A 22,861-nucleotide genomic window follows, 5' to 3' on the forward strand; every position below is an offset into this window, starting at 1 on the left:
AATAACCACTTTTAGCCGCTGATTTGGCTGAAATCGGCCAGCACACCAGCTTGGTTGCGCAAAAGGCTAAGCAGATTGAGACGGTTTGCGCGTACAGCGAGATCTTCACTCATGACCATCACACTCTGATCACCATCAAAAAAAGCTGCGAGAGCTTCCGAGCCAGCAATCAGGCCATCTGCTAAATGGCGGTAGCGTTCACTTGAGGAATCCTTGGTGATTGGTTCAAGAGCATTGAGCACTTTCAACATCTCCAACTCACTAGGCTTTTCAAACAAACCAGGATCAACGACCTCAGCCGCACTCAGTACGGTTGCTGGTAGGTCCCCTTTCTCTGCTAAGCGTGCTGCTCTGGTAACAACAGCCTGAACCGCCAGCAACTTACCCGTGCGGCGCATCCTCACGAGCAGATCCACTCGCAGTCGCGCATCTGCAGGGTCAGAAAGAAGACGATCGATCAAAACTGTTTCGCCAGCAACCGCTTGGGCCAGATCAATATCGGTTCCTGCCTCCTCCAGCAGGCTGAGCATCCGCTGGCGAAGAAACTCACCAAGCTCTGCCGCCAAGGCGGATGGTGTGACATTGAGATGCGGTAGGAGCTTGCTCCAATGGTTCGTCGCTCGTTGCAATAAGGCGAGCAGATTCAGTCGCCAACCCTTCGACCAAAGGATTTGCAAAAGACCGTTGCCGGCCCTGCGCAAGGCATAGGGGTCTGAGGAGCCACTAGGACGGTCACCCTTGGCATAGATGCTGAGCAGCAATTCCAGGCGATCGGCCAGGGCAAGCACTGCTCCCGACTCTGACTCGGGCAAAGCATCCCCTGCCCCACGTGGCAGGTAATGCTCCAAAACGGCAAGGGCTACTTCTCGAGGCTCTCCTTCCGCTAACAAATATTTCGCTCCCATCACGCCCTGTAGCTCTGGAAATTCGCCCACCATCTGACTAACCAGATCGTGTTTACAGAGATGGACGGCTCGACGCACTTGTACAGAAATTTCAGCAGAAAGATCCAGCAGCTCAACAAGCACATCAGTGAGCCATTCCATGCGCTCAACTCGATCGAGCAGAGAACCAAGGCCCTCGGCAAAGGTCACATGCGCTAGCTTTTTGCGCCGCTCGATGCTGGCTAAAGAGCGATCGGCTTCGACAAAGAATTCTGCATCAGCCAGCCTGGCTTTGAGCACCCGCTCATTGCCTCGTCTTACAGGATCGCTTGCCTTCGCGAGCCCATTGCTGATGCAAAGGAATCTGGGCAGAAGACTGCTCTTGGCATCGAGAGCAAGAGGGTCATTGACAGCATCAAGACGGTAAAGGGGCACATAGCGCTGATGCACTCTCATTACGGTGCTGAGCACTTCAGCGGGTAGATCTAGATATGACTTGGCGAAGGTTCCCTCTAAAAGCAGAGGTGCTTCCACTAGGTCGGTGAGCTCTTCGAAAAGATCATCAGGACAATTAGGGCATGCTTCAAGACCAGCAGCAGCCGTATCAATTGCATGACGGATCAAGGTGCCACGTTTTTGCCGATCGACCTCTACACCAACCTTGGCGAGGGTTTGTACGTAACTTTCTGCAGAAGGAATGATGACAGCTTGATCGTGAAGTCGATGGCCTCGACTCAGGTTCGCTGCACAAATCTCTGGGTCGCTGCCGTCAAGGCAAACAGGGATGATCTGCTCATCGAGCAGGGCCACAAGCCAACGAATCGGACGAGAGAAACGCCTTTCACCTTCGCCCCAGCGCATGAAACGTCGGCCTTGAAGGCTACCTATCCACTCAGGGATCTGGTCTGTTAGTAGTTCCATTGCAGAACGCCCATGCTCAAGCACGGTTGCAAACACAAAAGGTCCCTTCGGGGTCTCCCGAATCTCGAGATCCTCTGCTTTCAGCCCACAGCGTTTGGCAAAGCCAGCGGCTGCCTGGGTTGGCACACCATTTTTGAAAGCTTGGCCAGCCGGTGGACCCTTGCGTACTTCTTCTAGATCAGCAGTAGCGCTGGCCAAGTTTTCAACCAGCACGACAAGTCGCCTTGGCGTACTCGTGCATTGGAGCATGCCGTAGCTAAGACGTAGACCTTGCAAGTCACGACTTACCATCTGCTCCAGTTGGGGTAAGGCAAGCCGGGCAAAATCAGCTGGCAGCTCCTCAGTCCCAATCTCCACTAGAAGGGTCGACACGGAGGCGAGCAATCAAGACCGCCCAACTGTATTGAAGGGAGCAGCTCAACAGGTCGTGTGCATTTCGCTACGGTGTATTAGGAAAATTTTGACGCCGTGACCGAAGGGCAGACAACATCTGGCCAAGCGGCAGATCTCAAGTTCGCAGCTTGTCTCGCCAGTGGAGCAGAGCAGAGCAAATTTGAACAATTCAAGGCTGACAGCTGCTACTTACTAGACCCCCTGGCTGCTGAACTTGAGAACAGCAGTGATCACTTCAGCAACGACGCCGTACAGCTGCTCAAATTCCACGGAAGCTATCAACAGGACAACCGAGATAACCGCCAGAAAGGTGCGGGTAAGGACTGGCAAATGATGCTGCGTCTGCGCAGCCCTGGCGGACGTATTCCACCAGCATTGTTTTTAGCCTTAGATGATCTGTCCAATCGCCTTGGCAATGGGAGCCTGCGGGCCACTACCCGCCAGGCGTTCCAGATTCATGGGGTCCGCAAGGAGGACCTGCGGGAAGTTATCAGCACAATCATCCGATCAATGGGATCAACCCTGGCGGCTTGTGGTGATATCACTCGCAACGTTATGGCACCAGCAGCTCCCTATGAGAAAGGTGGTTATCCAGCTGCCCGACAACTTGCCAATGAAATCGCCGATGTTCTCAGCCCAACGGCAGCGGAGGGGTCCTATCTGGACCTATGGGTGAATGGAAATGCGACCTACCGCATCCGCCCCTCCAGGCGAGTGAAAAAAGTTCGTACCCGCCAGCATCAGGGCAACGTCTTCAGTGGAGATGCCAAGGAACCTCTCTATGGCACGACCTACTTGCCGCGCAAATTTAAGTGCGCCGTCACCGTGCCAGGCGATAACTCAGTTGATTTACTTACCAATGACATCGGTCTAGTTGTCTTTACTGCTGCAAACGGTGAAATCAAGGGTTGCAATGTCTATGTGGGTGGCGGCATGGGTCGAACCCACAACAATGAACAGACATTCGCCCGCACAGCTGATCCTCTTGGCTATGTGGCTGCAGAGCATGTATTGGATTTGGTGCAGTCGATTTTGGCCTTGCAACGCGACTACGGAGACCGAAAGACAAGGCGTCATGCCCGCATGAAATATCTTCTCAATGATCATGGGATCAGCTGGTTTAAACAGGAACTCAAGAGCAAATACTTCCTTCATCCAATCAAAGCGTTAAGGCCTGAACCAAAGAGCAAACTTGAGGACTATCTGGGCTGGCATCAGCAAAGCGTTGGCCAATGGTTTGTTGGTTTGCCACTGCTCTCTGGTCGCTTGGAAGGAGATCTAAAGAAAGGACTCCGCCAACTGGTAGAGACCTTTCAACTTGAAATTCGGCTAACACCGAATCAGGATCTATTGCTCTGCAATATCGGGACGTCACAACGATCTAGTGTGCGCAAAGGTCTAGCCGCTCTAGGCATCCGCGCCCCAGAGGCTCCTGCGATGCTGGCACGGCATGCAATGGCTTGCCCTGCGTTGCCCTTATGTGGTCTGGCGGTAACCGAAGCAGAGAGAACGCTGCCTGCCTTGCTTGAGCGAATTGATGCTCAGCTGCGACGTCTTGAAATTACTAAATCAATCCTGATCCGCATGACAGGTTGTCCTAATGGATGCGCTCGGCCCTATATGGCTGAGCTTGCTCTAGTGGGAAGTGGTGTCGATCAATATCAACTCTGGCTGGGAGGCACCCCAAATCTGCAACGTCTTGCCAAACCCTATTTACAGCGGATGCCCCTCGATCAACTCGAGAGCACGCTTGAGCCCCTATTGCTGAGCTGGAAGCAAGCTGGTGGTCGACGCAGCCTCGGAGATCATGTCAACAAACTTGGCGATCAAGCCGTCCTTGGTTTGCTGTCTGGTAATGGACAGGCTCCATAGATTGCTTCTGCGACACCCGTTCTCCACGCCCAGAGTTGATCTCCATAGCTGAAATGCCACCATTCATTCGGGTGCTGAGAAAACCCAGCTTTACCCATGGCCTCTGCTAAAGATTGGCGCCTGTGGTGCCAGAGGTAAGCCTCTGATTGAGGTTGATCGAGCGCAGCTTCGCGGTAGTGATCCGGTTCTGAAATGTTGCCAATAGCATCGATCTCGCCACCCATATTCAGAGCTGTTCCGTGGCAATCAGCAAGGGTGAGATCCACGGCAGCTCCAGTGCTATGAGGAGGTGGAGTACAAGGATCGAGGCTGGGCGGAGCCCAAAACCTGCCAACATCATCAATGACCCTTTGCAGCTCCTCGGCCTGACTAAGGTCGTCGCGCTTCAGTTTGCGTTTGCGGCACTCCTTAGCGATGGCATGTTCGACCATAAAAGCTTGAACAGGAATCGGTCGCCAGGCATCAAAAATGGCAAGACAAAGTTCTGGATGCTCTTGCTGCAGCTCATCTTGAGCCCTCAGCAGCCGATCAATCACACCCTGACGCAGCCGAAAGGGATCAGCATCTACACCATAGGGGGCACCTAAGGATGCATAGGGATGTGGCTCCAATCGGGGCAACGAAAGAGGTATTTGATTAAGGGATTCCCCGCAATCACGAATGGGCCAATCACTCCAAGGGCGCAGCCGGAAAAAAGTTCGCGCCGACAACATTTCCACAGCGACAACCTAGTTTTCCACAAAGCAAATCTCGTTGATGCTCCGAGATTGGAAATTGGTACAGCGAACGAACATCAAGCAAGTAAAACCTTGACAAACAGTTGAAAATCAAACAATCAAAAAAATTATTGCCAGCTATTCAGTGAGATCGCCTTCAGCACAGTGCCTTTGCGGCACTAGCCCCAAAAATTAGGCACTAACGACAATGACTGCAGCAGAAGCTAGGCCGGCAACCGATGTAGCAGAAAGCACATCGACTCGTGATTTCTGAGTATTAAGACTCAAACGAGTCTCAAGTGTGTGGAAAAATCAATGGACTCAATTCAGATGGGCTGTTCCGCTCAGATGCTGCCACTGTGCCTCCAGCAACTCCTTGAGCCGAGAGTGGTCAGTCAGGTTTGGATCTTCGCTGAGCAGTCTTTGAGCCTCATCACGAGCCTCTTCAAGCACGGCCCCATCATCCGCCAGGCTGGCCAGGGCCAAATCAGGCAATCCAGACTGTTTGGTGCCAAGCACCTGCCCTGGCCCTCGCAAGCGTAAGTCAATCTCAGCAATCTCAAAGCCATCACTGGAGCGCACAAGGACTTCAAGTCGCTGCCTTGCTAATGGGTTTGTGCTGTCATTGATCAGTACGCAATGGGACGCCGCTGCGCCACGTCCCACACGACCTCGCAGTTGATGCAATTGGGCTAGCCCAAAGCGATCCGCGTGGTCGATCACCATCACACTTGCTTGAGGTACATCCACGCCTACCTCCACCACAGTGGTAGAGACCAGCACCTGGCAATCACCCGCTGCGAAGGATTGAATCACGCCCTGCTTCTCTGAGCTACTCAAACGTCCATGCAGTAATCCAACCGTGAACTCCTCAAACACTTGCTCTGATAAATGGGCGTGAACCTTAACTGCTGAACGCAAATCAAGTTTCTCGGAGTCCTCGATCAGCGGTAACACCACATAAGCGCGCTGGCCACGAGACACTTGATCACGGATGAGTTGATAGGCCTGATCGCGGTCGCAGCCCCTAATCATCTGAGTTTGAATGGGGGTACGACCGGGAGGTAATTCATCGATCTGACTCACATCCAAATCCCCATGCAGCGAAAGTGCCAGTGTGCGAGGAATGGGTGTTGCTGTCATCGTCAAAAGATGAGGCTGAAGCCCCTTGTTCAACAATCTGTTGCGCTGCTTCACTCCAAAGCGATGCTGTTCGTCAACCACCACCAGACCCAGTCTTGAAAAGGCAACAGGATCTTCGATTAAGGCATGGGTGCCTACCAGTATTTTCAAGGATCCATTGACGAGATCATCAAGGATCTGACGGCGACGTATACGAGTGGTTGCCCCCGTAAGTAACTCGACGCTGACATGCAACTGAGGCAACCAACAACACAATGTGCGGTAGTGCTGCTCGGCAAGGACCTCAGTGGGTGCCATGAAAGCGCCTTGCCAGCCGGCCTCTACTGCTGTGAGCAGGGCTGCTATGGCGACAACCGTCTTGCCACTACCAACATCTCCCTGAATGAGGCGAGCCATTGGTTCCGAGAGCACCAGGTCAGCTTCGATCTCCGTCAACACACGCTGTTGAGCTGCTGTGAGAGGGAATGGCAAAAGCTCCAGGAAGCGAGCCACAAGGCCATCTCGCCGCCCTGCCGTCTGCAATACAGGAGCAGAACATCTGCGCAGCTCTGCTCGCCGTTTCAACAACCCCAACTGCAATAGAAGAAACTCGTCAAAGACCAATCGACGTCGAGCAGACTGCAATGTCTGCTGATCGTCTGGATGATGAATTGCGACCAAGGCATCGCTTCTTCTGGGTAAACGCAATACCTGACGACGTTGTTCAGGCAGGGATTCAGGCCAACTTGCTGCCAAAGGTAAAATCTGCAGTACAAGATCACGAAAACGGTCAGCCGTAAGGCCTTCAGTGAGGGCATACACAGGCAACAACCGGCCAATGCTTTGCGATCGCAACGGCGAATGCGGACTCTCCATGACCTCAATCAAAGGGTCTTGAAAACTCATGCCGTAAGGCCCCCCTTTGACCAATCCACTTACGGCCACAGTGACTCCAGGCGGGTAAAGGCGTGACTGGCTTTTGAGGTAAGCAGGGCTGCTGAAACGCCGACCAGCGAAAAATCTCCTCACTTTGAGCCGACCAGTTGGGTCTTGAAGCTGCAGCTCAAGAATGGACAAATTTGGGTTGCGTGGACTGGTGAAGCCATGACAACGCCTCACTGTGGCCACAATCGTGGCCGCCTCCCCTGCCTCTAGGGCCTGGATACGCCGCAGCGAGGAATAATCCACATAGTCCCTGGGGTAGTACTGCAGCAAATCTTTGACGAGCAGTAATCCAAGCCCGGCCAAGCGTTCAGCAAGTTTTGGGCCGATTCCTTTCACCTCTGACAGTGGGCTTTCCAACGTCAGAGAGCGGTTCCCACTAGGTAAAGGCATCTGTCGTTGCCTTTCAGCTCCCCTCTTCTTGAGTCTTGGAGGGCCTATTGGCGTTGGTGGTTCCAATCCCTGGCGTATGCCATGTAGAAGCTGTCTTGAGTCCGTCACCAATCGACGTCGCGCCGATTCAGAGCTGTCTGGATAACTCGCAAAGGCTTCAGCTAGTTGGCTGAGACGAGCCTGACTTTTAGTCGGCAGCAATCCAGAGGGTGGTTCTGCTAACTGACGCACCAAGAATGCATGAAAATTCTCCTGACGCCCCTCAAGATTCTTAAAACCGTTCTCAGCCTCCAGGGTTAATGCTTGCTGCAGGATGCGCATCCAGCTGAGTAGATGCTGCAACTGATCCCTACTCAGACCTTGGGTGGACTGGTTGGAGGATTGGCGGAAGGGCTCTGCCACCACTGTTGCTTTACCTCCTGAGCCATGGCGCGACGTTGCCAGTGCCGCTGTTGTCGAACCATTTTGAGCAAGGTATGGCGATGTCGCTTGAGTTGAGCCCGACAACGTCGCAAACGCGGGTCGTCAAACTCCATTTCGGATGGGCGCAGAAGAACGCAAATGATCTCCATGCCCTCTAAGACCATTGGATTAGTTGATACCGGTACGCGTAATCTCAGCAAATTGGATGCCACAGGTTCAGATTCCAACTGACCATTCAACACAGCATCAAGCAAGCTGATTGGTAAGAGGCTGTTGACAATTCCGGCTCGCAACATTTCCACGTTGAGAGCATGGGAAAGATTGCGCAATCTACGAGCGAGGGCACGATCAAGAGATTCCAGCCAACGTGCTAGTTCAAGGGGGCTAACGGGCAAAAAAACCTGCTCCTCATCAAGACCACTGTGAAGCAGGGTGTTGTCACCAGGCTGCAAATCGCTGAATTCACTAGTCAAGACATTCTCTGTAGCCATGGTCTCTCCAGCCATGACAAAGAGAGAGCGAAGCACATCAAGATCACCCTTCTGCCCGCCAATCGGTTCTGAGTCCTCTGAGGCCAACTCCAACTCCTGAGAGTCAAGTTGAGCCTGATCATCCTTGCCTAAATCAGGCTCAACGACATCCTCATGACTAGCCAACCCTGCGCTTAAGCCTGCGTTTTGGGGATCATGATCAAAAGTCAACATGCTGCCGAGACGATCAGGATGCTCGAGTGGAGGATCAAGGCTTAGGTGAATGGACCCCTCAGCTTCTTGCATGGAGTCCTGTTCAGAACGAAAAGCCAACAACAGCTCACGCCTGTTTTGATCGCTCTTTCTCTGGCGTTCACGTTCCATCTGGCGAACCAGATCCATCAACTGCTCGACAGTCAATAAGGAACAGCAATGACAGACCAATTGCTCAACCTGATCTTGAAAAGCTGCCCTTGTTTTGTCCGAAAGCCCACTCAGACGATTCTGATCCCGATCAGTTATCAACAGGAACAGGGCTTGACGGACAACATTAAGCAGTTCCCTCCGTAATAATTGCAGGTAGAGAGCTAAATCGTGGTACAGAGTCAGCGACAAGCGCTGACTCTGCTTTTTTAGTGAGGCAATCTGCTGATCGGGCTCGAAGCGTTGCAATCTCTACTTCTCCGCAGCCAAAATTAAGCAGTCTTCATGGACGCTACTTCTGTAGCGAAATCAGTCTGGTCGACTTCAATCCCCTCCCCAAGGGTGTAGCGGGTGAAGCGGCGAACCTTGATGTTCTCTCCAATCTTGCCAGCAACTTGCTTGACGAGTTCCGCAACCGTCATGGAGCTGTCACGGATAAAGGGTTGCTCAAGCAAGACCAGTTCCTTAAGGCGCTTGCCAATTCGTCCTTCAACGATCTTTGCCTTGATCTGTTCAGGCTTGCCAGAAAGATCATCGCGACCCATCTCAATAGATTTTTCCTTTTCAACGACATCAACAGGAATCTCTTCTGTGCTCACGTATTCAACATTCGGGCAGGCCGCCACTTGCATAGCGACATCCTTTAAAAGCCCTTGGAACAAATCACCACGAGCAACAAAATCAGTTTCGCAGTTCAACTCAAGAAGTACCCCGACCCTGGCTCCGGTGTGGATGTAAGTACCAATGGCACCTTCAGCAGCAATGCGAGAAGATTTCTTCTCTGCACTGGCAATACCCTTCTGACGCAGCCATTCGCTCGCCTTGACCATATCTCCGTCACTCTCTGCAAGGGCTTTCTTGCAGTCCATCATTCCCGCGCCGGTCTTGTCGCGCAGGTCCTTGACAATTTTGGCTGATACGTCCGCCATTGGTAATCGGGGTGAGGAGTATTAGGGATGCAGCCGACCAGATGAGGAGGACGGCGGCGAGAACTTAGCGCTGTAAATGGACTCAATCGTCGCTGTCGTCAGCACCTCTTTGGTCATTAGTGCCATGACGGCCTTCGTTGATGGCATCAGCCAGTCGGCCCAGCACAAGCTGCACAGAACGAACGGCATCGTCATTACAAGGGATCGGGACCTCGCAAAGGTCAGGATCGCAATTGGTGTCAAGCATGGACACCAAGGGAATGTCCAACTTGCGGGCTTCAAGCACAGCGTTGGTTTCACGGCGTTGATCAACTAGCACCACGACATCAGGCAACCGTCTCATCCCTTTGAGACCACCGAGGTACTTCTGCAGTCGCTCAAGTTCGCGACGCAAAACGGAAGCTTCTTTCTTGGGTCGCATGGCAATAGCACCACTGGATTCCATCCGCTCCAGATCCTTCAATCGATCAATTCGAGCCTTCATCGTGGTCCAGTTGGTGAGCATGCCACCAAGCCAACGTTGATTCACATAGGAAGCTCCGCAGCGAGTGGCTTCCAACGCCACCACTTCAGAGGCCTGCTTTTTGGTACCAACAAAAAGGAATCGCTTTCCACTTCGGGCGGAAGAACGAGTCCATTTGTAGGCATTGTTCATGCAGATCGCGGTCTGCACTAGGTCAATGATATGGACTCCATTACGCGCACAATAGATGTAGCGCGACATCTTGGGATTCCAGCGACGGGTTTGATGCCCAAAGTGGGCGCCCGCCTCCATCATTTCTGAAAGCGTGACAACAGCCATAGGTTTTAGGTTTCGGGTTCGCCTCCACCTGCCAGGTATGCGAGACGATTCAGCCAAAAGGCATGGGTCGACTCATTCATCACCCGAAACGGACAGGTGTGCGGAATGAAAGAACCATTGAAATTTATCAAAGCGACAGCTCAGCGCAGCCCTGTTAGTGCTGCTTCTTTGAAGAGAGCGCGTACCCCGATTCGGTTTAGGGGTAAACGCAAGAGCTCCATTGCTAAACCTTGATGACCGTTGCGAATCAACCAGCCAAGTAAAGGCCTGAGGCTGCGCTCATTAAGTAATCCACCGAGCGTAAGCAACTCCCATAACAACCGATGAAGCCAGGTGAATTGGATGATGAAACGCACCCGTCGAGTCGGGTGCTTGCGATAAAAGATCAGGCCCATTTTGGCCCGCTCCCGCTCAACTCTGATCAGGTCAGGAACTTGCTCAAGACGCAGGGCAGGATGCCAGTGATAACCAATTGCTTCGGGACATTTCACCAACTCAACACCCATCTGTCGAAGTCGTTCCCCCAGCTCTAGATCCTCCCAGCCATACAGACGGAAATTGGTATCGAATAGTCCAGAACGTTCAAGTACCTCTCGATCAATGGCCACATTGCCTGTCGCGAAGTAAGCCCATGAGTTGTCCTGGAATTTGTGAGGTTCTGTAGTGGGCTGCTCGAAATTTGCCGTGTTGATCACCGCGCCATAGGTGAAAGAAAGTCGATCACCGCGTTGCTGCCAACTTTTTTGCAAAGCTCTCGCATGACAGGCGAGAAACGACTCGGTGACAACGAGATCACTATCGATAAAAACAATTAGATCACCTCGGGAATTATCTACCCCGCGATTACGCCCCTCTGCCGGGCCCCCATGCTCTTGCTCCACCACGCGCACATGTGGAAAGCGAGACGCCTCATCCCTCAGCCAGCTCGGTGTGCCATCCGTGGAGCCGTCATCCACAACGACCACCTCATAACCATCTAGCTCAGAGAAAAGGATCTGTTGCTCGAGAGCCAACAGACACTTCTCAAGGATCGATCGACGGTTGTAGGTGGGTATCACGACGCTTGCGAACATTCGCAACCACATCTGCTGCTGGCAAGCAACAGCCTAGAGACATGAAAAAAGGGGGCCCATCAATGCCCCCATCTCTTGATTTAAAAAGTCTGTCGATGGGATTAGTCGGCAGCACCACCGTTGTTGGCAGTTCCGGTTACACCATTACCAGCTCCCTCACCTCGGCCGTCATTGCGTAGCTTGCGCTTCTTGAATTTGCGGGCATAGGAGCGATTCCGCTCTTGCTTTTCTTTCTTGAGGTTTCTGCGCTTGGCCATGCTGTTAAAACTTCCAAACTAGAGATCTGTAACCAACCTAACCAAGAGAGGAGATCAGGCGACCATCTTCCATCTGCACCAATCGATCCGCGATATCAACAATGCGGGGATCATGGGTCACCATTAACACCGCACAAGACTGTTCTCGGGCCAATCGTTGAAGCAGCTCTACTACTTCCCTTCCTGTGACGCTATCGAGGGCTGCTGTGGGTTCATCGGCTAGCAATAGCTGAGGTTGAGCCGCCAGCGCACGTGCAATTGCGACTCGTTGTTTTTGGCCGCCAGAAAGATCATGGGGCAGTTTGCTGAGGTGATCGTCTAGCCCCACAGCCCGCAACCAATAGCGAGCCTGATCACGGCGAGCCCGATAAGACAGACCTGGCAACAAATCAGCTCCCATCTGCACGTTCTGTTCAGCTGTGAGACACCGCAAAAGATTGTGGCCTTGAATAATCATGCCGATATGACAGCGAAGCTGTTGGCGAAGGCGACGATCTGATCCCCGTAACTGATGGCCGAACACGCATACATCTCCTTCTTGAACTGTGCGGAGCGCTCCGATCAAAGTGAGCAGGGTGGTTTTGCCACAGCCTGAAGGCCCGCTGAGCAACACCACCTCTCCAGGCGCTATTTGCAGAGAAATGGACTGCAACACCTGACGTCGCATTGCACCAATGCCAAACCAGTGGCTGAGACCCTGAACTTCAACCATGAGCTTTTCATTCATGGCGATGTCTTCTGATCGAATGATTGAAAGAGAACAGACCCATCAGAAAATCTCTGCAGGGTCGGCATCGACCAATCGGCGCATCGCCAGCACCGCTGAGCCCATGCACATCGCCAGGATCAGGCTGAAAACAAGCACGGCACGCGGAAGATCCATTGCCACAGGCAGTTTTGTCGAACTGCGTACCAAGGCGTATAGGGCCTGGCCGGCGGCATAGGCCGGCACATATCCCATCACTGCCAGGAAGATCCCTTCGCGAGCTACCACGCCTAGAAGAGTCTTCAAGCGATAACCCATCGCCATCAGAGTGGCGTACTCAGGCAGATGATCGCTGACATCGGTGTAGAGGATTTGATAGACAATCACACACCCCACAACAAAACCCATTGCTGCACCGAGGCTGAAAATGAAGCCAATGGAAGTACTGCTTCGCCAGTAATTCTTCTCAAACTCAATGAAAGCCTGTTTGGTAAAGACCTTCACATCGTTGGGCAAGCTCGCCGTGAGAGATCGAACCACAGCATCTGGATCTGCTCCTGGTCGCAGCCTTAGCAAACCGATTTCAATGCTTCCAGGCGGATTGCTGGGTAACAGCTCAAGGAATGTTTCCCTGCTGGTGAGCAGATTGCCGTCAGCTCCAAACGATGGCCCCAGGCTGACTAATCCCGCTACCCGAACCCTTTTTCCGGCGAGCTCAGTCTCAACAGTTCGGCCCTCATCAAACCACTTGGCAATAGGTCCGAATTCATTTCGAGAACGCTGATCAAACAAAACACGACCACGACTTGTGAGCGCTTTTGCCTTGGCCGCAAGCTCAGGATCTGTGAACAGCGAATCCCCCGGTTCAAAACCTAAGGCAAGAATCTGTCGGGTCGTGAGGGTTTGCGGATTTCTCCAAAGCAAAAAATTCCAGTTCACAGGCGTGATGCCCTGGACATCTGGATGTGCCATGGATTGCACCAACCGACGCCTTGGGAATCCACTCATGCTGATCGAGCTCATCGAGCGAGGGCTCATCAACACCAGGTCAGCATCAAAGAGACGATGCACGGTGACACTGGCATCGAACAAACCATCTCGGAAACCCAATTGCATGAACATCAGGATTCCGGCGAAGCAGATTCCTGCCAGAGCAACCAAAAGCCGTAAAGGTTGACGACTCAGTAGCAACCAAGCCAGAGGGATCCTCCGCCGTTGCCAAAAGCCAGACATCACGAGGGCTGAAAGCGAGCGATCACCTTCATCCCCGCGAGACTTCTCACCCGAGCAGCTGAGTTCTGGTCAAGACTGACCCGAACTTCAACTACGCGGGCATCTGCATCACCAGTTGGATCAGTTGAGAGCACATTGCGCTGACGAACCTGGGGGCTAATGCGTTCCACACGACCCATCAAAGTTCCATCGAATCCACCGTTTTCACTGGTTAAGCGAACAACTTGTCCAACATTCACTCGATTCACATCTGACTCATAAACTTCGATCAAGGCTTCCATGGTCTGATTGGCGCCAACTTCCATCACGCCATCACTACCTGGACGCTCCCCGACGCGAGTGTGCACCCTTAACACCACACCATCGAGGGGAGACTTCAATTGACTATCAGCGAGATCAGCCTCAAGTCCGCTGATTTCAGCCAAAGCCTCCCGACGTTGGCCATCGATTTTGACGAGTTCTTCCTGTTTTTCCTCCAAATCCACCAGAGATGAAGCTCCAACCAGGGCAGCTTTTTGATAACGAGTGACCTCCCGCTGTTGCATTCGCAACTGAACCTCGAGGGTCTCCAGTCGAGCTTGGACAGCTGCCAGATCAGCAAAAGTTTTAGGTCGGTTGTCGAACTCTGCTAGAACCTGACCACGCTTAACCGCATCACCTTCACGAACACTGAGCTTGGCAACCCGTGGAGTGCCACCAAACCCGCTAGCAGGGGCGGCCAAGCGACGGACATCACCAGCGGGCTCAAGTTGCCCCAAGGCTGCAACAGCTTCAATTGGTCTGGCAGCTGGAACTAGCACAGCACTTTCTTGAGGTGTCTCAGGCCGACGCGTAAGGCTCCAGACACCAATAGCTACAACAAGGCAGATTCCTCCGGTTATCAACCATCTCCAGGTTTTGCTGCTTAAAGGGGAGGTGGATCCTCGAACAAGATCTCCTCGATGTATCGATCCGCCCATTGAGGATTGAAGGCCTTCTCCAGCACTCCACGTGTCTTGTCGTTGCGTTTCTGTTGGATGCAATAGGAGAGTTGGCTCTTATGCCTTTGGATCGTAGATGCCGCATCAGAAGCATCGGGAGTCGCGTCAATGACGCTAGAGATAAGAGCTTTGAGATAGCCATCTGCCAAATCCACGAACCAGCTTTCCTCTTGGCTACTAGCTGGACGGATGAACTGGACAAACGGCGAGAAGATGGATCCCCATTCAGGCAATTCCCTCACCTGTTGAAACGCAGGAATGGGCAGTGACTCAAGGCCATGGAGTAGGGCCTCTGGCATTGTTAGGCCTACAGGCGAAAGATCCACGATGGCCGCCGAAATACCGGCAGGACCAGCAACAATATCGGCTCCAAAAATTGGTAGATCAAAGCGAGGATCGGGAAAGAAGACGCAATGGAGTACTTGCAGTCCCCCTCCCAGCCTTGCTATCTCCAAATGCAACTTGCGCATCCCCCTACAACGATGCAATTCATTGCTAATCAGCAGCTCCTCTCCATCAAGCTGGCCGCTGATTGACTCCATCACTGAATCCAGTGCAAATGGACTGAGCTCAGGTAACTGCGCTCTGCGCTGCCTGATCCGCGCTGCCAAAGACTCGATTAACGGATGAATTGCCGGGCCGCTTGTGGAGGGAAAAGGCAGCACGATGGCAAGAAGGATCAGAATGGGACTTTGACATGCACCTCTGACACGCTCCACCCCTAAACCCAGTCTTCAACACTGGGCTCTAAAGAACAAGACCCGCTGCGTGTTGGCATCCATGCCAGATGCACCACTGACTTGTTTAGACCTCTGGTGCAAAGCAGGTAGTTCAAGCGAACAAAAAGGAGAGGAAGGACTAGCCCACTTTCTTGAACACATGGTGTTCAAGGGAAGCTCACAGATGGAGGCGGGAGAATTCGATCGCAAAATCGAAGCGCTTGGAGGCAGCAGCAATGCCGCCACAGGTTTCGATGACGTCCACTTTCACGTTCTTGTACCACCAACGGCAGCTAGGGCAGCACTTGATCTACTGCTCAACCTCGTTCTGACTCCAGCTCTGCGTTCAGAGGCCTATGCCATGGAGCGAGACGTCGTATTGGAGGAAATTGCCCAATATCGAGATCAACCGGATGATCAAGTCCTCCAACAGCTTCTCGAAGCATGCTGCGAAGATCATCCCTACGGCCGAGCCATCCTTGGCTGTGAAGCAAGCCTAAAAACAAGTACTCCCGAGCAAATGAGGGAGTTCCACAGCCGCCGCTATCGAGGCCCGAATTGTTGCCTAGCAATTGCGGGTGCCATTCCGATAGGCCTGGAAGAAATCTTGAACAACAGCCGTCTGGCTGAGTTGAATCACCAAACGATGGAGGACATTGATCCTGCCATTTCTCCAACGCTCAGCTTTCAAAAAGGGCGACGAGAAATTCAAGTCCCCAGGCTGGAATCCACCCGGCTATTGATGACCTGGCCGATGCCCCCTGCCTCAAACCAAGAGATGGTGATGGGAGCTGACCTGGCGACCACCCTGCTTGCGGAAGGACGTCGCAGTCGACTGGTGCATCACCTCAGAGAGGAAATGCAAATCGTGGAATCGATCGATATGGATGTAACCGTGTTGGAACAAGGCAGCCTTGTATTGCTAGAAGCATGCTGCAACGAGACGCAGCTGGACAGGGTGGAAAAGGAAATCCACCATTTACTGCAGACGAGCCTCGAATCAACACCCAAGAATCAGGAGATCGAACGAGCTAGCCAACTGGTTTCAAATGGACTGTGTTTCAGCCTTGAAGCTCCCAGTCAAGTAGCCGGCCTGGCAGGGAATCAAGCTCTTTGGAATCGTCCTCAATCCTTGTTGGCACCACTTGATCACCTGTCTGCATGGACGCCGACTCGACTTCTCGAGCAAATGCTTCCATTACTGCAACCAGAGAGGAGCTTCACCCTTGTTGCCAGACCGATGGAAGCAGAAGAATGAATCCTCTCGATGTGGTTTTAGATCCAATCGCCGCACCGGGAGTTATCGCCGCCAAGCTCTGGGTTAGAGGCGGCAGTGGTGCTGACCCAAAAGGGCAACGGGGAGTTCATCAACTGCTCGGAGCCCTCTTGACCAGGGGCTGTGGACCCTATGACCACCTTGCTCTGGCCGATCTCGTTGAAGGCTGTGGGGCAGGTTTGCGCTGCGATACCCACGAAGACGGATTGCTAATTAGCCTCAAATGTGCAGATCGTGATGCCGAACGACTCCTTGATTTACTTGGCTGGATGCTGATCGATCCGCATCTGGATTCAAGTCAAGTAACGCTGGAAAGGGATCTCAGTCTTCAGGCCTTGCAAAGACAAAGAGAAGACCCATTTCACGTGGCTTTTGACGGCTGGCGGCAGATGGCTTACGGCAGTGGCCCCTACGGCCACGATCCCCTTGGCCTTAGCGAGGACCTCAACCAACTTGGTCGTCAGCAATTAATTTCGCTAATCGACGGGCTAACAGCACAATCACCTGTGCTTGCTCTCTCTGGGACCCTTCCAGAGGATCTTGAACAGCGGCTGGAGGCAATGGAATCTTTCCAGCGCTGGCCCAATCAGCCACCTCAGCAAGCGAGAACGTCTGGATCGAGCAAGATCTCAACAGAGAACATTCAGCTCGAATCCAACATTTGTCTTCAGCCTGAACCTACAAGTCAGGTGGTCATGATGCTTGGACAGCCAACCCTTGCGCATGGCCATGAAGACGATCTAGCACTGCGTCTACTGAACTGCCACCTGGGTTTAGGCATGTCGAGCTTGCTGTTCAGGCGTCTACGAGAGCAACACGGGGTGGCCTACGACGTAGGCACTCATCACCCGGTACGTAAGTGTGCCGCTCCATTTGTATTCCATGCCTCAACAAGCGAAGACAAGGCAAAACTCACCCTTCAATTGCTTCTAGATAGCTGGTGGGAACTCAGCCAGCAACAGATATCAGAAGAAGACATTGAACTGGCACGCGCAAAATTCCATGGTCAACTCGCCCATGGAGCTCAAACCACTGGACAACGGGCAGAACGCCGAGCCCAATTGCGGGGACTAGGGCTGCCAGCCAACTATGACCAGCACAGCTTGGAGGCAATCAAAAATCTTGATGGAAGCGCTCTGCAAAAGGCAGCTCAACGACATCTAAGAATGCCCTTGCTAAGTCTCTGTGGCCCTGAAAACAGCCTTCAAATCCTTGCCAAGGATTGGCAACAGCAAGTGGTTCAAAGCTCTTAATCCCCCTTTGCGCCATCAACATCTGAAAGGTCAAAGATCAGGCGATCCAGTGGGATCAGAAAGCTGCCATGACGAAATCGCACAACAGCCATGTCCTTGGCTCGCAGGCCAACGATCTCGCCAAGCTCTTCTGGGGAGACCAAATCCGGTGGCCGTAGCATTGGCATGGGATCCGCGGTCTTTAGATAAGGCAAGGGCACCTTTAAACGGACCTGTTGACCAATAACCGGTTCCATCAGAAATGAGCAATGCCTCTCTCCTACTGCAGGATGGAGCTAGCTGAAAACCCTTTTTGCGAGCCCTGGCTACCTGGAGCGGCGCCCTCGCCGGCCTGATGATGATCCTTGTAGGAGGGTTGATCCCTGCTGCGCTGCTCTTGCCTGGCCTTGACTTACAACCGCACGTGTTAACGCTTCCAAGTACTTGGCAGGTGCCAGCTCTATTGCTGTGTGCACTCGTATGCGGTCCGCGTGCTGGAGTCATCGCTGCAGTTGCCTATCTCACCATTGGCCTCGTTGACCTACCCGTATTTCATGGTGGTGGAGGCCTCAATTATGTGCTGACACCAGGTTTTGGCTACCTGGCTGGATTCGTTCCAGCTGCTTGGCTCAGTGGTCGTCTGGCCCAGCAACCAGGCATGAATGATGTACTGAGCCTGACGATTGCAGCAATCGCGGGGCTGATCATGCTGCAACTTTGCGGCGTACTCAATCTGCTTATCGGATCTGCCCTATACCAATGGCCTGATCGCATTCCAGAACTGCTATTTAGCTATACCTTTGGGCCCCTACCCGCTCAACTAGTCCTCTGTGCAGGCGTTGGCGTACTTGCCTTGCCATTGCGAAATCTGCTGTTTGTTGAATGAATCAACCTCAAATACTGAAGCAACGTCAACTATCACGTAGGGCAATGCTGCTAATCAGCATCCTGCTGATGCTGATTGATCAGATCAGCAAAAGCTGGGCCCGTCAACAACTCAGCTCAGGCTTGGTGCTCCCTTTTGTTCCTGGGCTATTGCAGTTGCGTCTGATCAGCAATACAGGCGCAGCTTTTAATCTTTTCAATGGAGCAACATTCCTCTTAGGGCTGCTCAGCCTGGCTGTGACCATTGGTTTGATGGTCTGGATTTGGAGAGCAGGACAGATGCCGATATGGCAAGGCCTTGCAATGTCCTTTCTGCTCGGCGGAACGATCGGCAATGGCTTGGACCGATGGCGTCTAGGGCATGTCACCGACTTTCTGCAACTTGTACCGGTGGACTTTCCGATTTTCAATGGAGCCGATGTGGCGATCAATTTGGCCGTGATCTGCTTCGGAATCGATGCCCTGATAAGACGCCATGGACAACAACACACCTAAGCCTTGTGCCATGGCTGGAGTGATCATCAATTAGATCAGTCAACCCGATCGAAAAGTTGTTCTTTAAAGCGATAGCTGCCGCTTTAGTGGAAACGTAAGGATGGAGTTTGCCCTTACTTGATCATCAAGACAAACATTTGGTCTCTAGATGATCTCAAACCCACCGATGCACGTTGTTGGCGTTGGAGGAGGGGGCGAGAGCTGGAATGATGCGACGCCGATCAAATCAAGATTTCACGATCCTCAAGGATCGAATGACCTATTCGCCTCATTCCTGCATACAGCCAGCGAAAGCATCAAAATTGCTGGTCTGGGCAGATTCAGAGCATGCCTTAAATGGTGGTGATGAACTGGACCAGTGCAATAGGTCTCTTGGCGATATGCAAGATGGCAAGACCGGCACAACCATTAATGCCATAGATCTGCTAATGATCGGCCATGAGCCTTGCGGATACAAATTCTTGGTCTCTGGCTCAGCAATGATGCCAACAGCTCCAGATCCCAGACGCTGTTTTTCTGGTCAAAGATCATTGAACCTGCAGGCCAGCGGAAGCATGACAAACAAATGATCTCCCGTCAGCGGCTGCTCCTATGGACCGCCTGCGCGCTGGTGGTCTTGCTCGTCATCGGAGCTCTAGTGCAAGTGGTGAGGAACCTGCTCTGGGATTTGAGTTACCTACTACCTCCCTGGTTGCTAGGCCCGGTGTTGTTACTAACAGCAGGCCTCATCATCTTGATGATCTATCAGGTTGGATGGCCTTGGTGGAAGGCTTTTAAGCGTCAGAACTTAGAAACTGCTCAAAACAATCAACGGCCCCTTTCCCCTCCAAGTAGCCGTCATCAAGCAGCCAAGCAAAGTCTTGAAAACATTGATCGCCTGCTTGAACGCCTCAAAGACGAGGTCACTCGAGAAGGGCTTAAGCAAGAGAGAGAAAGGGTGGCTGATGAACTGGCCCGTGGTGATCTGATGGTGGTGGTGTTCGGTACTGGTTCCAGCGGCAAGACATCTCTGATCCGAGCACTCCTGAACGAAATGGTGGGTGAGGTTGGTGCACCCATGGGATCCACAACCAGTAGCCAGATTTATCGACTGCGTTTAAAGGGACTTGATCGAGGCCTTCAATTGGCTGACACCCCAGGAATTCTTGAAGCAGGCAGAGCCGGTTTAAGCCGAGAGAAAGAAGCAAGGCAACGAGCCAGTAGAGCTGATCTGATGGTGGTGGTTGTGGATTGTGATCTACGCGCTTCAGAGCTGGAGGTCATCAGTAACCTCGCCAATCTCGGCAAACGATTGCTCCTAGTTCTGAATAAATGCGATCTTCGTGGTGAAGAAGAGGAGCGACGGCTTTTGGCGCAGTTGAGAGGGCGATGCAAGGGCTTGCTTGAAACTGAGGATGTGATCTCCTGTAGCGCTGCACCGCAGTCACTGCCGCGGCCCGGTAAACGACCTTTGCAGCCTCCTGCTGAGGTCGACAACCTGCTGCGTCGCCTTGCGTCAGTGCTACATGCCGATGGTGAAGAACTGCTTGCAGACAACATTCTGCTGCAATGTCGCCATCTGGGAGATGCCGGTCGCCAGCTGCTGGATCGACAACGCCAGCATGAAGCGCGTCAGTGTGTTGATCGTTACAGCTGGATTAGTGGTGGTGTTGTCGCTGCAACCCCCCTCCCAGGAGTGGATCTATTGGGGACGGCAGCGGTTAATGCCCAAATGGTGATGGAGGTGGCCAGGGTCTATGGAGTTCAACTCACTCGCAACCGAGCACAAGAACTGGCGGTATCAGTAGGTCGCACTTTGGCAGGACTTGGCATTGTTAAAGGTGGAGTGGCGATCATCGGCACAGCTCTCAGTGTCAACTTGCCCACCCTGTTGCTGGGCCGAGCGGTACAAGGGGTCGCTGCTGCTTGGCTCACACGCGTTGCTGGAGCCAGTTTCATTACCTACTTCCAGCAGGATCAAGACTGGGGGGATGGCGGTATGCAGGAAGTGGTGCAACGTCACTACGATCTCAACCGACGGGAATCTTCGCTGGAACGTTTTCTCACGACAGCCCTGCGGCGGGTGGTTGAGCCTCTTCAGCGGGAGAAACGGCGACAGCTCCCGCCACGCCCAGGGCCTCGGGGGGTGGCGGACGCATCGGACCACGAGCATCCAGAACTGTGATCAAAGCCAGGTAGAACAATCCAATCGCTACTGATAAAACAGTCGTGATAATCGCCACCCAGCGGCCTCGTGGGGGTGATGAAGCCATTAGCGCAAACCCAGCAAAGATTGATTCATCAGAGTTGCCAACCGATTGAGATGAATCGATTGCGTATGGGGGTTGCCCAAGACCACCTTGAGGAAATGACGACCATGATGCAAGGGTCTTGACACCATCAACTGCTGTTCCAGCAAGCTTTGCCGAGTTGCTAATGACCAGACTGATGCTTGATATGCATCGGCGTTCTTAGGGGTACAGGCAATCAGATGCAATGGTCCGCTGAGAAGAATGAACCTGGATGCATCGAGTTGACGCGCGAGCGACTGACGACGCTGAATGGCCCCCTCCAGCAAGCACTGAATTCCCTGCTCCCCGAGTTGACGCAGACCCAACCAAAGCTTGAGCACCTCTGCTGGCCGAGTTCCTTGAAGGCCAATTTCACTTCCATGACCGTCTCCCCAGGCTGGTTCCATATAGGGCAAGCCAGTCGAGAAGGCTGAAGCAAGATGGGATTGGTTCGCGACTAGCAATAGGGATGATGTCTTAGTGATCCCAAGCAACTTTTGAGGATTCACTGTGATCGAATCGGCTAGAGAGATTCCTTCAACCACAGAAGCAGTGGCTGCTGTTAGAGCAAAGACCCCTCCAATGGCTCCATCGACATGCAACCAGACCTGCTCGCGTCTGCATAGCTCTGCTACCGCTACCAAGGGATCTACAGCTCCCTGGACAGTCGTGCCTGCTGTCGCCACAACGGCTAAGCATGGTCTCCCTTCTGCGCGGAGAGCTTTCAGTTGATGCTCTAGGGCATCGAGATTCATGCAGCCCTTTTGATCGACAGGCACCGTCTGCAAGGCATCGCTAGCCAATCCCATGACCCGAATGGCCTTAGCGAGTGACACATGGGCGTCGACACTTGCAAGCACCACTGCCCTGGGATCATCTTGAAGATCTGCCTGTTGGCGAGCTATCACCATCGCCATGAGGTTGCTGAGGCTGCCACCACTGGCTGCCACACCACCAGCCGTCAACGGCAGCCCCAAGCGCTCAGCAAACCAGCGGCACATCTCTCGCTCTAAACGCGAAAGACTGGGTGACAACTCCTCGGCCAAAAGATTGTTGTTTAGCCCTGCGCAGATCAAATCGGCAGCGATGGATGCCGTTAGAGGAGGCGGATCGAGATGAGCCAAAGCACCTGGATGGGAAGGCTGATAAGCCCCTTCCATCACCAACTGCAAATCGTCCAGCAAGGCATCAACTGAAAGACCTTGAGGCTGCGGCGCTACATCAGGCAAAGCACTAAGCGCTGGTAAGGGGCCTCGATTGCTTGCTGTTGCGAACCATTGACAAAGTCGAGCACTGGCCTGCTCCAGAAAAGTCTGCAGTTCTGGATCGAAACGGTCAGGCTTGGCAAAGGGCGCCAAGGTCGCAGTCGGCCTTATCTGGGGAGTGCCAGCCAATAACGCTCGTCATACAAGTTCCATTCTCCCTCCTGATGGCATTGTTTGATC

21 protein-coding genes are annotated in these 22,861 nt (G+C 53.0%); 7 read left to right on the forward strand and 14 right to left on the reverse strand.

All coding sequences use genetic code 11. From position 1 onward, the window contains the following. Positions 1 to 11: 11 nt before the first annotated feature. The gene (gene glyS, locus AKG35_RS03040; protein WP_011129957.1) at positions 12 to 2,177 is read right to left on the reverse strand and encodes a glycine--tRNA ligase subunit beta; all 2,166 of its coding nucleotides are present in this window, start codon (positions 2,175 to 2,177) and stop codon (positions 12 to 14) included. Between the two features lie 96 nt (positions 2,178 to 2,273). Between glyS and AKG35_RS03045 the strand changes: the two genes are divergently transcribed. Further along, the gene (locus AKG35_RS03045; RefSeq protein ID WP_011129958.1) at positions 2,274 to 4,070 is read left to right on the forward strand and encodes an NADPH-dependent assimilatory sulfite reductase hemoprotein subunit; all 1,797 of its coding nucleotides are present in this window, start codon (positions 2,274 to 2,276) and stop codon (positions 4,068 to 4,070) included. Here AKG35_RS03045 and AKG35_RS03050 read toward each other — a convergent pair. From AKG35_RS03050 to AKG35_RS03095, 11 genes are all read right to left on the reverse strand, one after another. After that, positions 4,025 to 4,783 (reverse strand): M15 family metallopeptidase, encoded by a 759-nt coding sequence (locus tag AKG35_RS03050; RefSeq protein ID WP_197524595.1) that lies wholly within the window; start codon positions 4,781 to 4,783, stop codon positions 4,025 to 4,027. The two genes, AKG35_RS03045 and AKG35_RS03050, sit on opposite strands and share 46 nt — an antisense overlap. 324 nt (positions 4,784 to 5,107) lie before the next feature. Then, a complete protein-coding gene (gene recG / locus AKG35_RS03055) occupies positions 5,108 to 7,648 on the reverse strand; it encodes an ATP-dependent DNA helicase RecG (RefSeq protein WP_011129960.1) in 2,541 nt (846 codons plus the stop codon). Continuing rightward, entirely contained in the window at positions 7,597 to 8,808 is a 1,212-nt protein-coding gene (locus AKG35_RS03060; RefSeq protein WP_011129961.1) for a hypothetical protein, read from the reverse strand. Before AKG35_RS03060 ends, recG begins: the two co-directional genes overlap by 52 nt. A gap of 23 nt (positions 8,809 to 8,831) precedes the next feature. After that, positions 8,832 to 9,488 carry a translation elongation factor Ts gene (gene tsf, locus AKG35_RS03065; RefSeq protein WP_011129962.1) on the reverse strand — a complete coding sequence of 219 codons (657 nt, stop codon included), beginning with the start codon at positions 9,486 to 9,488 and terminating at the stop codon, positions 8,832 to 8,834. A gap of 82 nt (positions 9,489 to 9,570) precedes the next feature. Continuing rightward, complete coding sequence (gene rpsB, locus AKG35_RS03070; RefSeq protein ID WP_011129963.1) at positions 9,571 to 10,290, reverse strand: 30S ribosomal protein S2; 720 nt, start codon at positions 10,288 to 10,290, stop codon at positions 9,571 to 9,573. Positions 10,291 to 10,430: 140 nt separating this feature from the next. Further along, positions 10,431 to 11,363: a glycosyltransferase family 2 protein gene (locus AKG35_RS03075; RefSeq protein WP_197524596.1), complete on the reverse strand. Its 933-nt coding sequence runs from the start codon at positions 11,361 to 11,363 to the stop codon at positions 10,431 to 10,433. A gap of 101 nt (positions 11,364 to 11,464) precedes the next feature. Next, positions 11,465 to 11,620, reverse strand: a complete 156-nt coding sequence (locus AKG35_RS13290) for a hypothetical protein (RefSeq protein ID WP_011129965.1) — start codon at positions 11,618 to 11,620, stop codon at positions 11,465 to 11,467. Positions 11,621 to 11,657: 37 nt separating this feature from the next. Then, positions 11,658 to 12,347 carry a DevA family ABC transporter ATP-binding protein gene (locus AKG35_RS03080; protein WP_011129966.1) on the reverse strand — a complete coding sequence of 230 codons (690 nt, stop codon included), beginning with the start codon at positions 12,345 to 12,347 and terminating at the stop codon, positions 11,658 to 11,660. Between the two features lie 42 nt (positions 12,348 to 12,389). Beyond that, a complete protein-coding gene (gene devC, locus AKG35_RS03085) occupies positions 12,390 to 13,559 on the reverse strand; it encodes an ABC transporter permease DevC (RefSeq protein ID WP_011129967.1) in 1,170 nt (389 codons plus the stop codon). After that, positions 13,559 to 14,443 (reverse strand): HlyD family efflux transporter periplasmic adaptor subunit, encoded by an 885-nt coding sequence (locus AKG35_RS03090; RefSeq protein ID WP_011129968.1) that lies wholly within the window; start codon positions 14,441 to 14,443, stop codon positions 13,559 to 13,561. Before AKG35_RS03090 ends, devC begins: the two co-directional genes overlap by 1 nt. Before the next feature lie 20 nt (positions 14,444 to 14,463). Beyond that, a complete protein-coding gene (locus AKG35_RS03095) occupies positions 14,464 to 15,258 on the reverse strand; it encodes a phycocyanobilin:ferredoxin oxidoreductase (RefSeq protein WP_011129969.1) in 795 nt (264 codons plus the stop codon). A 61-nt stretch (positions 15,259 to 15,319) separates the two neighbouring features. Here AKG35_RS03095 and AKG35_RS03100 point away from each other — a divergent pair, with 61 nt between their 5' ends. Together AKG35_RS03100 and AKG35_RS03105 are read left to right on the forward strand one after the other, a co-directional pair. Next, entirely contained in the window at positions 15,320 to 16,516 is a 1,197-nt protein-coding gene (locus AKG35_RS03100) for a M16 family metallopeptidase (RefSeq protein ID WP_041384312.1), read from the forward strand. Then, a complete protein-coding gene (locus tag AKG35_RS03105; protein ID WP_011129971.1) occupies positions 16,420 to 17,787 on the forward strand; it encodes a M16 family metallopeptidase in 1,368 nt (455 codons plus the stop codon). Before AKG35_RS03100 ends, AKG35_RS03105 begins: the two co-directional genes overlap by 97 nt. Here AKG35_RS03105 and AKG35_RS03110 read toward each other — a convergent pair. Next, positions 17,784 to 18,023, reverse strand: coding sequence for a DUF3148 domain-containing protein (locus tag AKG35_RS03110; protein ID WP_041384313.1), 240 nt, complete (start codon positions 18,021 to 18,023; stop codon positions 17,784 to 17,786). The two genes, AKG35_RS03105 and AKG35_RS03110, sit on opposite strands and share 4 nt — an antisense overlap. 56 nt (positions 18,024 to 18,079) lie before the next feature. Here AKG35_RS03110 and AKG35_RS03115 point away from each other — a divergent pair, with 56 nt between their 5' ends. The 4 genes from AKG35_RS03115 to AKG35_RS03130 all read left to right on the forward strand — a co-directional run bounded on the left by AKG35_RS03115 (position 18,080) and on the right by AKG35_RS03130 (position 21,310). Then, positions 18,080 to 18,652 carry a biotin transporter BioY gene (locus AKG35_RS03115; RefSeq protein WP_011129973.1) on the forward strand — a complete coding sequence of 191 codons (573 nt, stop codon included), beginning with the start codon at positions 18,080 to 18,082 and terminating at the stop codon, positions 18,650 to 18,652. After that, positions 18,649 to 19,146: a signal peptidase II gene (gene lspA, locus AKG35_RS03120; RefSeq protein ID WP_011129974.1), complete on the forward strand. Its 498-nt coding sequence runs from the start codon at positions 18,649 to 18,651 to the stop codon at positions 19,144 to 19,146. Before AKG35_RS03115 ends, lspA begins: the two co-directional genes overlap by 4 nt. 176 nt (positions 19,147 to 19,322) lie before the next feature. After that, positions 19,323 to 19,715, forward strand: coding sequence for a carbamoyl-phosphate synthase subunit L (locus tag AKG35_RS03125; protein WP_236069644.1), 393 nt, complete (start codon positions 19,323 to 19,325; stop codon positions 19,713 to 19,715). Beyond that, a complete protein-coding gene (locus tag AKG35_RS03130) occupies positions 19,712 to 21,310 on the forward strand; it encodes a YcjF family protein (protein ID WP_011129976.1) in 1,599 nt (532 codons plus the stop codon). The genes AKG35_RS03125 and AKG35_RS03130 overlap by 4 nt, the downstream gene beginning before the upstream one ends. An 87-nt stretch (positions 21,311 to 21,397) precedes the next feature. Here the strand turns inward: AKG35_RS03130 and AKG35_RS03135 are convergent, their stop codons facing one another. Beyond that, positions 21,398 to 22,810 carry a pyridoxal phosphate-dependent decarboxylase family protein gene (locus AKG35_RS03135; RefSeq protein WP_011129977.1) on the reverse strand — a complete coding sequence of 471 codons (1,413 nt, stop codon included), beginning with the start codon at positions 22,808 to 22,810 and terminating at the stop codon, positions 21,398 to 21,400. Between the last annotated feature and the right edge of the window lie 51 nt (positions 22,811 to 22,861).

The organism is Prochlorococcus marinus str. MIT 9313 (assembly GCF_000011485.1).
In the GTDB taxonomy this organism is placed as follows: Bacteria; Cyanobacteriota; Cyanobacteriia; order PCC-6307; family Cyanobiaceae; genus Prochlorococcus; species Prochlorococcus marinus_D.

Excerpts from the sequence above, each read along its gene's own strand:
- AKG35_RS03050 (WP_197524595.1), bottom strand. The coding sequence starts at position 4,783 with ATGTTGTCGGCGCGAACTTTTTTCCGGCTGCGCCCTTGGAGTGATTGG.
- tsf (WP_011129962.1), bottom strand. The coding sequence starts at position 9,488 with ATGGCGGACGTATCAGCCAAAATTGTCAAGGACCTGCGCGACAAGACC.
- rpsB (WP_011129963.1), bottom strand. The coding sequence starts at position 10,290 with ATGGCTGTTGTCACGCTTTCAGAAATGATGGAGGCGGGCGCCCACTTT.
- AKG35_RS03075 (WP_197524596.1), bottom strand. The coding sequence starts at position 11,363 with ATGTTCGCAAGCGTCGTGATACCCACCTACAACCGTCGATCGATCCTT.
- AKG35_RS13290 (WP_011129965.1), bottom strand. The coding sequence starts at position 11,620 with ATGGCCAAGCGCAGAAACCTCAAGAAAGAAAAGCAAGAGCGGAATCGC.
- AKG35_RS03080 (WP_011129966.1), bottom strand. The coding sequence starts at position 12,347 with ATGAATGAAAAGCTCATGGTTGAAGTTCAGGGTCTCAGCCACTGGTTT.
- devC (WP_011129967.1), bottom strand. The coding sequence starts at position 13,559 with ATGTCTGGCTTTTGGCAACGGCGGAGGATCCCTCTGGCTTGGTTGCTA.
- AKG35_RS03100 (WP_041384312.1), top strand. The coding sequence starts at position 15,320 with ATGCCAGATGCACCACTGACTTGTTTAGACCTCTGGTGCAAAGCAGGT.
- AKG35_RS03105 (WP_011129971.1), top strand. The coding sequence starts at position 16,420 with ATGGACGCCGACTCGACTTCTCGAGCAAATGCTTCCATTACTGCAACC.
- AKG35_RS03110 (WP_041384313.1), bottom strand. The coding sequence starts at position 18,023 with ATGGAACCGGTTATTGGTCAACAGGTCCGTTTAAAGGTGCCCTTGCCT.
- lspA (WP_011129974.1), top strand. The coding sequence starts at position 18,649 with ATGAATCAACCTCAAATACTGAAGCAACGTCAACTATCACGTAGGGCA.
- AKG35_RS03130 (WP_011129976.1), top strand. The coding sequence starts at position 19,712 with ATGATCTCCCGTCAGCGGCTGCTCCTATGGACCGCCTGCGCGCTGGTG.